At 67.3% G+C, this 14,484-nt stretch carries 12 protein-coding genes and 1 pseudogene; 6 read left to right on the plus strand and 7 right to left on the minus strand.

Annotated features, from left to right (window positions below; all coding sequences use genetic code 11):
* Positions 1 to 13: 13 nt before the first annotated feature.
* Positions 14 to 175 carry a hypothetical protein gene (locus CA606_RS13385; protein WP_096050673.1) on the minus strand — a complete coding sequence of 54 codons (162 nt, stop codon included), beginning with the start codon at positions 173 to 175 and terminating at the stop codon, positions 14 to 16.
* A gap of 264 nt (positions 176 to 439) precedes the next feature.
* On the opposite strand from CA606_RS13385, the gene uvrA reads away from it, so the two are divergent.
* Positions 440 to 3,346, plus strand: a complete 2,907-nt coding sequence (gene uvrA, locus CA606_RS13390; RefSeq protein ID WP_096050672.1) for an excinuclease ABC subunit UvrA — start codon at positions 440 to 442, stop codon at positions 3,344 to 3,346.
* Between the two features lie 77 nt (positions 3,347 to 3,423).
* Here uvrA and CA606_RS13395 read toward each other — a convergent pair whose 3' ends face one another.
* On the minus strand, positions 3,424 to 4,338 hold the full coding sequence (locus tag CA606_RS13395; protein WP_096050671.1) for a hypothetical protein: 915 nt from the start codon (positions 4,336 to 4,338) through the stop codon (positions 3,424 to 3,426).
* A 168-nt stretch (positions 4,339 to 4,506) separates the two neighbouring features.
* Here CA606_RS13395 and CA606_RS13400 point away from each other — a divergent pair, with 168 nt between their 5' ends.
* Positions 4,507 to 5,121 (plus strand): glutathione S-transferase family protein, encoded by a 615-nt coding sequence (locus CA606_RS13400; protein WP_096050670.1) that lies wholly within the window; start codon positions 4,507 to 4,509, stop codon positions 5,119 to 5,121.
* A gap of 5 nt (positions 5,122 to 5,126) precedes the next feature.
* Here CA606_RS13400 and CA606_RS13405 read toward each other — a convergent pair whose 3' ends face one another.
* The 3 genes from CA606_RS13405 to CA606_RS13415 form a co-directional block, all read right to left on the minus strand.
* Complete coding sequence (locus tag CA606_RS13405; RefSeq protein WP_096050669.1) at positions 5,127 to 6,011, minus strand: hypothetical protein; 885 nt, start codon at positions 6,009 to 6,011, stop codon at positions 5,127 to 5,129.
* Positions 6,012 to 6,020: 9 nt separating this feature from the next.
* Positions 6,021 to 6,773 (minus strand): hypothetical protein, encoded by a 753-nt coding sequence (locus tag CA606_RS13410; protein WP_096050668.1) that lies wholly within the window; start codon positions 6,771 to 6,773, stop codon positions 6,021 to 6,023.
* A 153-nt stretch (positions 6,774 to 6,926) separates the two neighbouring features.
* The gene (locus CA606_RS13415) at positions 6,927 to 7,865 is read right to left on the minus strand and encodes a hypothetical protein (protein ID WP_096050667.1); all 939 of its coding nucleotides are present in this window, start codon (positions 7,863 to 7,865) and stop codon (positions 6,927 to 6,929) included.
* 98 nt (positions 7,866 to 7,963) lie between these two features.
* Here CA606_RS13415 and trmFO point away from each other — a divergent pair, with 98 nt between their 5' ends.
* Positions 7,964 to 9,373 (plus strand): methylenetetrahydrofolate--tRNA-(uracil(54)-C(5))-methyltransferase (FADH(2)-oxidizing) TrmFO, encoded by a 1,410-nt coding sequence (trmFO, locus tag CA606_RS13420; protein WP_096050666.1) that lies wholly within the window; start codon positions 7,964 to 7,966, stop codon positions 9,371 to 9,373.
* Here the strand turns inward: trmFO and CA606_RS13425 are convergent.
* Together CA606_RS13425 and CA606_RS13430 are read right to left on the minus strand one after the other, a co-directional pair.
* Positions 9,370 to 10,143, minus strand: a complete 774-nt coding sequence (locus tag CA606_RS13425) for a DUF1365 domain-containing protein (protein WP_096050665.1) — start codon at positions 10,141 to 10,143, stop codon at positions 9,370 to 9,372. The genes trmFO and CA606_RS13425 overlap by 4 nt on opposite strands.
* Positions 10,140 to 11,468: an NAD(P)/FAD-dependent oxidoreductase gene (locus CA606_RS13430; RefSeq protein WP_096050664.1), complete on the minus strand. Its 1,329-nt coding sequence runs from the start codon at positions 11,466 to 11,468 to the stop codon at positions 10,140 to 10,142. Before CA606_RS13430 ends, CA606_RS13425 begins: the two co-directional genes overlap by 4 nt.
* Before the next feature lie 118 nt (positions 11,469 to 11,586).
* Here CA606_RS13430 and CA606_RS13435 point away from each other — a divergent pair, with 118 nt between their 5' ends.
* The 3 genes and pseudogenes from CA606_RS13435 to CA606_RS13445 form a co-directional block, all read left to right on the plus strand.
* Complete coding sequence (locus tag CA606_RS13435; protein ID WP_096050663.1) at positions 11,587 to 12,630, plus strand: SAM-dependent methyltransferase; 1,044 nt, start codon at positions 11,587 to 11,589, stop codon at positions 12,628 to 12,630.
* Positions 12,627 to 13,034, plus strand: a complete 408-nt coding sequence (locus CA606_RS13440) for a DUF2177 family protein (RefSeq protein WP_096050662.1) — start codon at positions 12,627 to 12,629, stop codon at positions 13,032 to 13,034. Before CA606_RS13435 ends, CA606_RS13440 begins: the two co-directional genes overlap by 4 nt.
* Positions 13,035 to 13,206: 172 nt before the next feature.
* Positions 13,207 to 14,481 (plus strand): annotated as a pseudogene (locus tag CA606_RS13445) (allantoate amidohydrolase); the annotation flags it as partial.
* Positions 14,482 to 14,484 lie beyond the last annotated feature (3 nt).

Below are 14,484 nucleotides of genomic sequence, written 5' to 3' on the forward strand. Positions count from 1 at the left end.
GGCGTTCGGCTGTCTAGCTCGGCGCCATGGTGTTCAGGACGTAGATCAGCGAGCCGATCCCGCCAATGAACACCAGCATGTCGATGACGATCGAGCGCGGCTTGGGAGCCTTCAGGGCGTCGAACGCCTCGTGCTTGGCTTCTTGCTTTCCGCTTTCGGCGGCCTTCTTGGCCATGAGCGTTCTTCCCTATGCGCCCGGACCTCGCCCGAGCGTGGCCGTTGAAGCACGCCCAGCCTGAAGATCACGCTTCCAAACAGGGTTTAGGGATTGCGAATGGACGCCGCGCACGCGCGCCCTACTGACAGTTTCTGTCAGCAGGCGGCTCAGCTCGCGCGCGCGAGATTTGTTCGCATCTTGTTCTTGTGTTAATCCGCGCGTTGAGCCCTACATATAGCCGCTGCGCCGCGACCACCCTCGCGGTCCAACGTTCCGGAAAACATGGCTGAGCAACTGAACTTCATCCGCGTTCGCGGCGCCCGTGAGCACAATCTCAAGGACGTCAGCGTCGACATCCCGCGCGGCGAGCTGGTCGTGCTGACCGGCCTGTCGGGCTCGGGCAAGTCGTCCTTGGCCTTCGACACGATCTACGCCGAGGGCCAGCGCCGTTACGTGGAGAGCCTGTCGGCCTATGCGCGTCAGTTCCTGGAGCTGATGAGCAAGCCGGACGTGGATCTGATCGAGGGCCTGTCTCCGGCCATCTCGATCGAGCAGAAGACCACCAGCCGCAACCCGCGTTCGACCGTCGGCACGGTGACCGAGATTCACGACTATATGCGTCTGCTCTGGGCGCGGGTCGGGACCCCCTACTCGCCCGCCACCGGCCTGCCGATCGAGAGCCAGACCATCAGCCAGATGGTCGACAAGATCACCGCCCTGCCCGAAGGCACGCGTCTCTACCTGCTGGCCCCCGTCGTTCGCGACCGCAAGGGCGAGTACAAGAAGGAGATCGCCGAGTGGCAGAAGGCCGGCTTCCAGCGGCTGAAGATCGACGGGCAGTACTATCCGATCGAGGACGCCCCGGCGCTCGACAAGAAGTTCAAGCACGACATCGACGTGGTCGTGGACCGCGTGGTGACCAAGCCCGACATGGAGCAGCGCCTGGCCGACTCGATCGAGCAGGCTCTGCGTCTGGCCGACGGCCTGGCCGTCGCCGAGTTCGCTACGCTTGAGGAAGGCGAGACCGAGCCCAAGCGCATCCTGTTCTCCGAACGCTTCGCCTGCCCGGTCAGTGGCTTCACGATCGCCGAGATCGAGCCGCGCCTGTTCTCGTTCAACAATCCGGCCGGCGCCTGTCCGGCCTGCGATGGCCTGGGCGCAAAGCTGGCCTTCGACGCCGACCTCGTGATCCCGGACAAGGACCGCACCCTGCACGGCGGCGCCGTCGCGCCTTGGGCCAAGGGGCCCTCGCCGCTCTACACCCAGACCCTGCAGGCCCTGGCGCGGCACTACGGCTTCTCGATGGACGAGCCGTGGCACAAGCTGTCGACCGACGCCCGCGACGTGGTGCTGAACGGCTCCAAGGGGCAGACGATCAAGTTCGTCTATGACGACAACGCCCGCAAATACGAGGTCGAAAAGCCGTTCGAGGGCGTGCTGCCGAACCTGGAGCGCCGCTGGCGTGAAACCGATAGCAGCTGGGTGCGCGAGGAGCTGGGCCGCTTCCAGTCCGACACCCCGTGCGAAAGCTGCCACGGCAAGCGCCTGAAGCCCGAGGCCCTGGCGGTGAAGGTGTCTGGAAAAGACATCGCCGAGGTGTCGATGATGGCCATCCGCCCCGCGCGGGACTGGTTCAGCGGCCTCGAAGACCTGCTGACCGCCAAGCAGATGGAAATCGCTCGCCGGATCCTGAAGGAGATCAACGATCGCCTGCGGTTCCTGGTGGATGTCGGCCTCGACTATCTGAACATGTCGCGCGGCTCGGGCACGCTGTCGGGCGGCGAGAGCCAGCGCATCCGCCTGGCCAGCCAGATCGGCTCGGGCCTCACGGGGGTTCTCTACGTGCTGGATGAGCCGTCGATCGGCCTGCACCAGCGCGATAACACCCGCCTTCTGACCTCGCTGCAGGGCCTGCGGGACCTGGGCAATTCGGTGCTGGTGGTCGAGCACGACGAGGAAGCGATCCTCACCGCCGACTATGTGATCGACATGGGCCCGGCCGCAGGCGTCCACGGCGGCGAGATCGTCGCCCAGGGCAAGCCGGCCGACATCATGGCCAATCCCAAGAGCCTGACGGGTCAGTACCTGACCGGCGCGCGCGAGATCGAGGTGCCCGAACAGCGCCGGCCGTTCAGCAAGAAGAAGATGCTGCGCGTCGTCGGCGCCACCGGCAACAACCTCAAGGGCGTCACGGCCGAGATCCCCGTGGGCACCTTCACCTGCATCACCGGCGTGTCGGGCGGCGGCAAGTCGACCTTCACGATCGAGACCCTCTACAAGGCCGCCGCGCGCCGTCTGAACAACGCCAGCGACGCCCCCGCCCCGCACGAGCGGATCGAGGGCCTTGAGCACTTCGACAAGGTCATCGACATCGACCAGTCGCCGATCGGAAGGACGCCCCGCTCAAACCCGGCCACCTACACCGGCGCCTTCGGGCCGATCCGCGACTGGTTCGCGGGCCTGCCGGAAAGCAAGGCGCGCGGCTATGGCCCGGGGCGCTTCAGCTTCAACGTCAAGGGCGGCCGCTGCGAGGCCTGCCAGGGCGACGGCGTCATCAAGATCGAGATGCACTTCCTGCCCGACGTCTACGTCACCTGCGATATCTGCAAGGGCAAGCGCTACAACCGCGAAACGCTCGACGTGGTGTTCAAGGGCAAGACGATCGCCGACGTCCTGGACATGACCGTCGAAGAGGCCGCCGACTTCTTCAAGGCCGTGCCGCCGATCCGCGACAAGATGGAGACGCTGAAGCGCGTCGGCCTCAGCTACATCAAGGTCGGCCAGCAGGCCACGACTCTGTCGGGCGGCGAGGCCCAGCGCGTGAAGCTGTCCAAGGAGCTCTCCAAGCGCGCCACCGGCCGCACGCTCTACATCCTCGACGAGCCGACCACCGGCCTGCACTTCGAAGACACCAAGAAGCTGCTTGAGGTGCTGCACGAGCTGGCCGACCAGGGCAACACCGTGGTCGTCATCGAGCACAATCTGGATGTCGTGAAGACGGCTGACTGGCTTCTGGACTTTGGTCCCGAGGGCGGCGACGGCGGCGGCGAGATCGTCGCGGTCGGCTCGCCTCAGGACGTGGCCAAGGTCGAGGCCAGCTGGACCGGCCGCTACCTGAAGGAGCTGCTGGACCGCCACGAGGAACGCCGCAAGGCGCGGGTGGCGGCGCTGAAGGCCAAGCGGGCCTAACGCTTCGCACCCGCATAGAGAAACGGCCCCGGACCGATGTCCGGGGCCGTCTTGCATGATGGGATGACGAAGCGAGGCTACCAGCCGCTCGGCGCCATCGCGGCCGACGCTTCGCGGTCGCGCAGTTCCTTGTAGACCGTCGGCGCTGGAGCGAAGATGATCAGGTTGGTCAGCACCGACAGCACGCCGGAAAACAGCGACTGAACTATACCGATCGGCGAGAAATAAGCCTTCAGCGAGCTTGTGTCGGCCTGCATCAGGCGACCGGCCACGCTGAAGTCGCCAGAGGCGATCATCGCGACGGCCGAGACGATCGTCATCAGCAGCAGGACGACTATCACGCACATCACCATCGCGAGCACATAGGCGCCAAACAGCGGCCAGAAGCATCCCTTGGTCAGCGCCATTGTCCGGAAAAAGGTGATCTTTCCGCTATCAAAGGTAACGGCTGAAGCGAACGAAAGACGGATCGCCAGAAAGATCATGGCGCTGACCGCGCCGACGAAGCTGAACAGAGCCAGCAAGGCGCCGGCCGGCCCGCCCATCGCTCCCAGGAAACCCGACAACAGGGCGCCGGTGAACAGCACGCCCATCAGCGTCGCGTAGGTCAAAACGCCCACGGCGATCTGCCGCAGTTCGACCATGCCGAGGCCCAGATGGAAGAACCCCTGATCGCCGCGGCGCAACACCAGCCGGTTTACGGCGGACAGCACGACACCCGACAACACCAGGCTGTAGGGCACGGCCCATAACATGGCCGGTCCAAGCCCCTCGGCAGCCTTGGCCATCGCCTGCGGATCCGGTTCACCGTCGGTGGTCGCCATGTAGGTGGAGAAAGCCTCCATCTGCGGCCCGAAAAAGTGGATCGAGACTACCGTGTAGAGGGTGGCGACCACGGTCATCAATAGTCCCCACACCAGGATCGTCCGAGGATTCTCCCGTACGAGGCGGAAACCGGAAAAGGCCGCGTCGGAGGCCGAGAACTTCGCCATGACTTGCTCGTGGAATGGTGGGACCCAGGGTTGCTTCTAGGCCTAACAAGGTTCGCGACGGTTCAACAGGGCGTCCCGCGCGAAATCGACACCGGGCGGCTTGCTTCCGACGCGCTCGCCTCTAACGTTCGTTTGAACGGCCCATGCAAAGCGGCCGAGGGAGGTCTGATGAAGCTGTACGGCGAAGCCATGCCCGCGCCCAACCCGCGACGGGTGCGCATCTTCCTGGCGGAAAAGGGCGTGGAGGTCCCGGAGATCCGGATCGGCCTGCGCGAGGGCGGACACCGAAGCCCCGAACACCTGGCGCGCAACAGCCTGGGCCAGGTGCCGGTGCTGGAGCTGGATGACGGGACCACGATCAGTGAGACGATCGCCATCTGCCGTTACTTCGAGGTTCTGCATCCCGATCCGCCGCTCTTCGGCGTCAGCGCGCTCGAGCAGGCCCAGATCGAGATGTGGACCCGGCGGATGGAGTTTCGCCTGATGGTGCCGGTCGGCATGTTCTGGCGCCACGCCCATCCGCTGACCGCGCGCCTGCTGAAACAGAACGTCGAGTTCGGCGAATCCAACCGCGAGGTCGTCGAGAAGGCGCAGCTGTGGCTGGACCGCGAGCTGGCGGATGGCCGCCCGTACCTGACCGGCGACACCTATACGATCGCCGACATCACCGGACAGACCACCCTGGACTTCGCCGACTTCACCGGCCTGTCGACACCGGCCGAGGCCAAGCACGTGCTGGCCTGGCGCGAGCGCATGACCGCGCGGCCCAGCGCATCGGCCTAGAGGACTTAGGCGTGGAGGCCCGCGTCGATCTCGTCCTGGTTCAACTGGGCGAAGGCGCGGGCCGGAGCGGCGACCAGGATCACCGTCTGCAGGGTCAGGAAGATCGGGGCCATCAGCAGGTTGGCCAGCAGGGTGAGGATCAGCCACGAATTGCTCGCCGCCAGCCCGCTGGCGCCAAGGTTGACCACCGCCGTCAGCGACTTGCCGATCAACCCGGCCACGGCCGCGCCCAGCAGCGGCACCAGGATCCAGATCACGATCGTCAGCACGAACATGCCCAGCAGTCGCCAGAACTGCCCGTGCGTCTGGATCCAGGCCGCGCGGATGTCGATGTGATGATGCGAAAAGGCGTGCGGACCCAGCAGCGACAGGCGCACCGCCACCCACAGCGAGAAGCCGATCACCGAAAGCGCGCCGAGGAAGGCGAACCAGGCTGCGGCCGCGCCTGACAGCAGCGAGGAGCCCAGCACCACCACGCCCGAAGGGATGATCGTGCACAGAAGCGCCGTCGCCCAGGTGATCAGCGACACGATCAGCAGCTGGATCTCCTCCTTGCCGAGCCGCAAGTAGGCGAAGCGATCGTTGTTCGGCTCAAGCACCGAACGGATGATCGCCGCCTGCAGCACCGCGCCCAGCAGCAAGGCCAGGGCGACCAGCAGCACCATCACGCCGCCCAGGCTCATGACGAGGTCCAGCAACTCGCGCGGGTCGGCCGAAGAGCCGCGACCGGCCAGGACCTGGCGGCCCTCCTCGCCCAGGCCGATCTTCACCAGCAAGCCCAGGATCGGCAGCATGACCAGGGAGAAGCCCGCCCAGGCCAGCACGGTCAGCGGCCGACGGCGCATGGTCTGCAGGCCTTCAAGGGCGGCGTCGACGGGGCGAACAGACATCCAGGCGTCCTACTGTGCCGCACTGTGGCGGTAGAAGTGGGCGAGCGCGCCTGTCCAGGCCGGCATCGCATAGAAATAGGTGCAGCCGGCCATCACCGCCGCGACCATCGCCCCCTGCCCTGGCGCCAGGCCCAACAGGGCGCTGAGGACGATGACCGGGATCGATATGGCCAGGCCAATGACCAGCAGGATGTGCGTCCGCCCCCGAGTGAGCGGGAAGGCGCTGAGCACGCGCACCCCGGCCTGGTCGACCGTGGCCGGCGCCGACAGCGACAGGCGCAGCCCGAGCCAGATCAGGACGAACAAGCTGGCCAAGGGCACGATCGCCACGATCAGCCCCGCCGGTCCCGCCTGAGCGAACGCCGCGCGCCAGGCCTCCGCCGTCGAGGGATCGAAGTTCGGCGCTGCGGTCCGCGCCACACCCAGCGCGACGCCACCGACGATCACCAGCAGGATCGAGCCGATCAGGACAAACAGGCCCAGGATCATCAGCTGGGCGGCGAGCAAGCGCCACTCGTCCCGCCCCCAGCGGAGCCCCTTGAGCCCCGTCGCGCGGCTGAACGCCCGCCGGAACAAGGCGCCTTGGGCGATGACGCCGGCGACCAGAGCGATCACGAACCGCGCCCCGGACGGCAAGGAGCCGGCGGCGACGCTGAGCATCGCCGCGAAGGCGAGCGCGCCCCAGCAGTCGCGCACCGCCCCGCCCACATCGGAAAGGCCTGCCCGCAGGGTCGCACTGACTCCCGCCGATCCTTCCGTCATCCCGTCACGTCCCTCAGGCGCGGCGCCCGGTCCCAGCCCGGATGAGTCGCCGCTATCCCTCATAATCTAGGGGCTCGCCGCGCGTCTGGCGATGGCGGCGCGCACCGAACGCAGGATTTCGGTCGAGCGTAACGCCTACGCCACGAACCGTGGTCAGGCCTCCTTGGTCAACGCCCGATGCACGGCCGCCCACGGGGCGTAGAAGATCGCCTGGACCACCGCGCTGAACAGCGCCCCGATCGCGCCGATCACCGCCAACCAGGGCCAGGCCTCACGCAGGATCGTCAACGGCGGTCGCGCCATGAAGGCCTCGAAACCCCCGTCGCCATGCAGCGCAGCCAACGATCCGCCGGCCGCGAAGATCGTGCCCAGCAGCACCGCGGCGACCAGGATCTCCACCCCGATCACGAACACCACGACCAGCAGCGCCACGCCCAGCAAGCGCCAGCCCTGGCCCTTTGTCAGGTTCCAGGACTCGAAAAGCCGGAACTGGTTGTCGACGAAGGTCATCGGGGCGGCCATCGACAGTCGCAGAGCCACCCACACCAGGACAACCGCAGCGACCGCCGCGCCGGCGAAGGCCGTGCTCACCGCCGCCATCGCGCCGTTCTCGCCGCCGCTGACGCCCGCCACCGCCGCCAGGACCGCGATCACCAGGGCCACGACGAAGACGACGATCATCATCAGCACCTGCTCGACCAGCAGCAGCAGGGTCAGCCACAGTTCGCGCGAACCGATCCGCAGATAGGCCCACGAGGCCTGGTTCGGGGTCAGGACGGCGCGGAACACCGCCGCGCAGAACACCCCCTTGATGAAGGACGACCACAGCCAGAACAGCAGGTTCACCGCCGTCATGCCCGACTGCGCCTGCATCATCTGGCGCATGAACTCGGGATCTGGCGCGCCCTCCTTCTGGGTCAAGGCCATCTGCACGAACTGCTGGAACTGCGGCCCCAGCGCCAGGAAGGCCAGGATCGCCGGGATCACCATCCCAACGGCCAGGGCCAGCGCCCAACCGACCACCGCCAAAGGCTTGCGTCCGATGACACCGAAGCCGGCTGTCGCCGCCTCGGTCACTGAAAACCTCGCCATGTCCCCTCCCCATGCTCGCCCGGCGCGCAGGGCCCGGCCCAGGATCGTGAGCCTACACGAGGTTTCGCCAAACGACAGCCGGGGGTATAGGGCGCGCCATGACCACGAACTCGACCTACCAACCTGTCCACGTCATTGGCGGGGGCCTCGCCGGTTCCGAAGCCGCCTGGCAGATCGCCCAGAGCGGCGTGCCGGTGGTCCTGCACGAGATGCGCAAGGACGACGCCACCGGCAAAGTCATCACCGACGCGCACCAGACCGACGGTCTGGCCGAGATGGTGTGCTCCAACTCGTTCCGCTCGGACGACTGGCAGTTCAACGCCGTGGGCCTGCTGCACGCCGAGATGCGCAAGCTGGACAGCCTGATCATGTCTTGCGCCGACCAGCACCAAGTGCCGGCCGGCGGCGCCCTGGCCGTGGATCGTGACGGCTTCTCGGGTGAGGTCACCAAGCGCCTGTCGCAGCACCCCCTGATCACCATCGTCCGCGAGGAGATCGCGGGCCTCCCACCCGCGGAGTGGGACAACGTCATCGTCGCCACCGGCCCCCTCACCTCGCCGGCGCTCGCCCAGGCGGTTCTGGACCTGACCGGCGAAGGCCAGCTGTCGTTCTTCGACGCCATCGCGCCGATCATCCATTTCGACTCGATCAACATGGACGTCGCCTGGCGCCAGTCGCGCTACGACAAGGAAGGCCCCGGCGGCGACGCAGCCGCCTACATCAACTGCCCGATGAACAAGGAGCAGTACGAGGCCTTCATCGACGCCCTGCTGGCGGGCCCCAAGTCCGAGTTCAAGGAGTGGGAGAACGTCCCCTATTTCGATGGCTGCCTGCCGATCGAGGTGATGGCCGAGCGCGGCCGCGAAACCCTGCGCCATGGTCCGATGAAGCCCGTCGGCCTGACCAACCCGCGCGATCCGCTGGTCAAGGCCTACGCCATCGTTCAGCTGCGCCAGGACAACGCTCTGGGCACGCTGTGGAACATGGTCGGCTTCCAGACCAAGCTGAAGCACGGCGTCCAGGCCGAGACCTTCCGGATGATCCCGGGCCTGGAAGACGCTCAGTTCGCCCGCTTGGGCGGCCTGCACCGCAACACCTTCATCAACTCGCCCAAGCTCCTGGACAAGTCGCTGCGGATGAAGGCCATGCCGCGCCTGCGCTTCGCGGGCCAGGTCACCGGCGTGGAGGGCTATGTCGAGAGCGCGGCGATGGGTCTGCTGACCGGCCGCTTCGCCGCCGCCGACCGCAAGGGCGCGCCGATCGACGCCCCGCCGCCGACCACCGCCCTGGGGGCTCTGGTCGAGCACATCACCGGCGGCCACCTGGAGGACGGCAACGGTCCTGGCAGCTTCCAGCCGATGAACATCAACTACGGCCTGCTGCCGCCGCTTGAGGCGCCCAAGGTCGACGAGGACGGCAAGAAGATCCCGCTCAAGGAACGCGGCCGCGCCAAGAAGCGGCTGATGAGCCTGCGCGCGCTGAAGGACCTGGACGCCTGGATGGCTTAGGAGGCGGCGGGCCGGCGCAGGCCGCGCGTGGCCTTGTCCTGCGGATAGAAGCGGAAGCCCTTGAGGATGATCTTGAGGGCTTCCCAGTGGATCGCCACCAGGATGCCGGCGACTTGCCAGGGGTGGCCCAACAGGGCCTTGAGGATGGCGCCGTCCGTCAGGCTGCGGCGTTGGCCGGCGAACGTGGCCGAAAGAATGACGCCGCCCTCGTCCAGCACGTCGACGCCGACGCTGACTGCTTCGGCCGGCGGCTTGGTCTCGAAGTCATAGCGCAGGTTCATCGGCAGGAAGGGCGAGACGTAGAACGCCTTGCCCGCCTCCTGCTCCACCCAGCCGTCGAGGCCCAGGCGCGCGGGCATCACATAGTCATGGCGCTGGCCGAAGGTATTGCGCACCGCGTGCACGGTGGCGACCAGGCGATCCTGCCCGTCGTGGCAGAAGAAGACCGTCAGCGGGTTGAACCCCTTGCCGAGGATGCGCGGCATGGTCAGCACCCGGATGGTCGTGACGCCCTTGGCCAAGCCATGGGCCGACAGCTTAGCCAGGATCTCGTCCTTCAGCGTCGCCTGGGGGTCGTCGAGGTGATCGCGATCGTGAAAGCCGACCAGGTTCCAGGCCTTGCGCGAGAACAGCCGAAGCCGCGCGCTCAGCGCCTCGACCTCGTCGAGGTCGAGCAACAGCATGAAGACGCCATAGCGCAGGTGATGGCGCTTGGGACGGGTCCGGTCGTGGACGACATGGCCCGCATAGAGCGCCGAACGGGAGGTCACGCAACCAGCTCGCGGTCAGCGGCCTGATCGGCCACGTCCAGGACGATGCGGCCCGACGGGTTGGGCACGAGCCAGGGGCGACGCACGCCGCCCAGCTGCTCGGCGACCGCCAGACCCGCCTGCAGACCATCCTCGTGGAAGCCCGATCCGAAATAGGCGCCGCAGAACCAAGTGCGACGACGCCCCTGGAGAGCCCACAGGCGACGCTGGGCCAGCATGGCCGGACCGTCGAACAGCGGGTGTTCATAGACCTGGTCGTGCATCAGGCCATCGGGATCCTGCATCGGGTTCAGCGACAGGAAGTAGGGTCGCTCGACGCCCAGGGGCTGAAGGATGTTCATCCAGTAGGTGACGCCGCCCTCGCCATCCTCGCCGCGACGGCCGACGTGGTTCCAGCTGGCCCAGGCGCTCCGGCGACGCGGCATCAGGGCCAGATCGCTGTGCAGCACCGCGCGGTTACGGCTGTAGCGGAACGCGCCGAGCAGCTCGCGTTCCTCAGCGGTCGGCGAGGCCAGCATCGACAGGGCCTGGTCGGCGTGCGCGCCGATCACCACGTGATCGAACGCCCGGGTCTCGCCGGTCGCATCCTCGATCTTCACGCCCTCTGGCCCGCGATGGATCGCCTTCACCGGTCGCCCGGTCAGGATCGGTCCCGAAACACCGGCGGCCAGCTTCTCGACATAGCGCGCCGAGCCGCCGACGACGGTGCGCCAGATCGGACGCTTGTCGATCGGCAGCATCAGGCCGTGATTGTCGAAGAACCGCAGCAGCGCGGCCGCCGGAAACTCGCGGATGTCGCGCATCGAAGCCGACCAGATCGCGGCGGCTTGCGGCAGCAGGTGATCTTCCTGGAACGCGCGGCCATAGCCTTGGCGACGCAGATAGTCGTCAAGCCGGCACAGACCGCCCTGCTCCAGGTCCGCGGGGATGTTGCGGCCCTCGCGGTAGAAACGAACCACATCCAGCAGCATCTTCAGGAAGCGCGGGTTCACCGCGTTGCGCTTCTGCGCGAGCAGCTTGGTGCTGGAATACTCGAGCGCGCCGTCGTCCAGCGACACGCCGAACGACATGTCCGTCTCCGCCGTCTCGACACCGATGTGCCGGAACAGAGCGGTGAGGTTCGGGTAGTTGGGCTCGTTATAGACGATGAAGCCGGTGTCGACCGCCACGCCCTCGGCGATGATCGTGTTGGCGTGACCGCCCAGCCGGTTGTCCGCCTCGTAGAGCGTCACGTCGTGCCGATGCGAGAGAAGCCAGGCCGCAGAAAGACCGGAGACGCCAGCGCCGATCACGGCGATGGATTGGCGAGGAACAGCGGTGACCAAGACAATCTCCCAGGGCGCCAGAGTGACGCCTGTATCGAGTACGGGCGCTCGCCGAGAACGGACGCATCCGAAAGGCCGATCGGCGCGTAACGCTTAACGACCATCCCGGAGGACGACCATGAGCCTGGTGAAGACCGCGATCCACGCCTTCGAGGACGCGCCCATGCCCGACCTGGTGTCGCGCGCCGCTATCGACTTTCTCGTGGGCGACGCCCGTCGTCGCCTGCAGCAAGCCCCGTCCGACGCGAGTTCGACCTTCGCCCGCGAGATGGAGACGCGACCGATCGCGACCCACACCGCCGACGCCAACGAGCAGCACTATGAGCTGCCGGCCTCTTTCTTCAAAGCAGTGCTGGGCCCGAACCTGAAATACTCCAGCGGCCTTTACCCGCCCGGCGCGACGACCCTGGCGGAGGGCGAGGCGGCCGCCCTGCGCGAAACCGCCGAGCACGCGGATCTCCTGGATGGGCAATCGGTTCTTGAGTTAGGTTGCGGCTGGGGCTCGCTGTCCCTGTGGATGGCCGCGCGGTGCCCCAACTCGACCATCACCTCGGTGTCCAACTCGGCCTCGCAACGCGCCTTCATCGAGGGGCGCGCCGCAGAGCTTGGCCTGACCAACCTGACGGTGATCACCGCCGATATGAACGACTTCCAGACCAACCAGCGCTTCGACCGCGTGGTGTCGGTGGAAATGTTCGAGCACATGTCCAACTGGCGGGCCCTACTGGCCCGCGTGCGGGACTGGCTGAAGCCGGACGGCGTCTTGTTCCTCCACGTGTTCACCCACAAGAACACCCCGTACCGCTTCGAAGTCGATGATCCGGCCGACTGGATCGCCCAGTACTTCTTCAGCGGCGGCGTAATGCCCAGCCACGACCTGCCCCGTCAGTTCCCCGACCTGTTCACCGTCGAGCAGGATTGGCGCTGGAGCGGCGAGCACTATGCTCGCACCGCCCGCCAGTGGCTGGAGAACTTCGACGCCCGCCGCGCTACGGTCGATCCGATCCTGGCCGAGGTGTACGGCAAGCACGCCACCGTCTGGCGCCGTCGCTGGCGCCTGTTCTTCCTGGCCACCGCCGGCCTGTTCGGCCATCGCGGCGGTGAGGAATGGGGCGTCAGCCACTATCGGATGCGCCCGGTCCCGGCGGAGACAGCCCAATGATCCAGTTCGCCATCGCCTATGTCGGGACCGCCCTTGCGATGCTGGTCCTCGACATCATCTGGCTGACCCAGATGGTCAACCGGCTCTACCAGCCTCGCATCGGCGAGCTCCTGGCCGAGAAGCCCTCGATGCCGCCGGCCGTGATCTTCTATCTGCTGTACGTGACGGGCATCGTCGTTCTGGCGGTCCTGCCGGCGCTGCGCGAGGGCGGTTGGAAGCGCCTGCTGGTCCACGCCGCCGTCTTCGGTCTCGTCGCCTACGCCACCTATGACCTGACCAATCAGGCCACGCTGAAGACCTGGTCGACGACGATCACCCTAGTCGACATGGCCTGGGGCACATTCATCACGACGGTCTCGGCCTCCGCCGGCTACGCCGCAGCGCGCTGGTTCGCAGCGCGCTGACCCCCGCACCGCCCTTCCATAAGTAAGTGATTTATGACTTATGGACAGGCGCCCGCTTCGCGGCGTGGCGCTTGCGCGGGCGCCTGCGTCGGTTGTCGACCCCGGCGGCTCGCAAAAGGGGACTTGGTCGCTCCGCCTGCTAGGGTGATGCGATCAAGGGCGCGGAGCGAACGTGGCGGACGGTGTCGACATCGGGGTGAGGGCCAAGGCGCGTTGCGACGCCCTGGGGTCGCCGCCTTACAGTGAGGTCGACGGCCAACTGACCCGCCGCTTCCTGACGGCCGCCCACGGCGCTGCGCTGGACGCTCTCGCCGCGTGGATGGCTGAAGCCGGGATGAGCGTGCGCCGCGACGCCGCCGCCAACCTGATCGGCCGCTACGAGGGCGAGACGCCTGACGCGCCCGCCCTGATCATCGGCTCGCACATCGACAGCGTCCGCAACGGCGGGCGCTATGACGGGCCGCTGGGGATCATGCTGGGGATCGACGTGGTCGAGGCGCTGCATCGCGCCGGTCGCCGCCTGCCATTCGCGATCGAGGTCGCGGCGTTCGGCGACGAGGAGGGCTCGCGCTTCCCCGCCTCGATGAGCTGCAGCCGCGCCATCGCCGGAACCCTGGACGCCAGCGCCCTGGAGATGAAGGACGCCGAAGGCGTGTCTATCGCAGAAGCGCTGGCGGCGTTCGGCGGCGATCCGGCCAACATCGCTTCGGCCGCCCGCCGTCCCGAGGACGTGCTGGCCTTCCTGGAAGCCCATATCGAACAAGGTCCGGTGCTGGAGGCCGAGAGCCTGGCCCTGGGCGTCGTCACCGCGATCGCCGCCCAGAAGCGCCTGATGGTGCGGATCGCGGGCATGGCCGGGCACGCGGGCACCACGCCGATGGCCTTGCGCAAGGACCCTGGCCCCGCCGCCGCCGAGGCCATGCTGGCCCTGGAGCGGATCTGTCGCGCTGGAACCGACGGCCTAGTCGGCACGGTGGGCCGCATGAGCACCCTGCCCGGCGCCTTCAACGTCATTCCGGGCGCGGTCGAGTTCTCGATGGACATCCGCGCCGAGACCGCGGCCACCCGCGACGCCGCCGTCGACGCGATCACCGCCGAGATCCACGCCATCGCCGCCGCCCGCGGCCTCGCCGCCAGCGTCACACTAATGCAAGCCCTGGCCGAGAGCCCCTGCGACCCGTCACTGATGGGCCTGCTGGACGAGAGCCTCGCCGATCTTGGCCTGCCCGCCCGCCGCCTGCCCTCGGGCGCCGGTCACGACGCCATGGTGATGGCCACGCTTTGCCCCACCGCCATGCTGTTCATCCGCTGCGAAGGCGGGATCAGCCACAACCCGGCCGAGGCCGTCACCGAGGCCGACTGCGCCTTGGCGGCCCGGGCGATGCTGGGGTTCGTAGAGAAGCTTTCCCTTTCCGTGTCATCCCGGCCGCAGCGCAGCGAAGAGCCGGGA

The organism is Caulobacter vibrioides, from assembly GCF_002310375.3.
GTDB classification, from domain to species: domain Bacteria; phylum Pseudomonadota; class Alphaproteobacteria; order Caulobacterales; family Caulobacteraceae; genus Caulobacter; species Caulobacter vibrioides_D.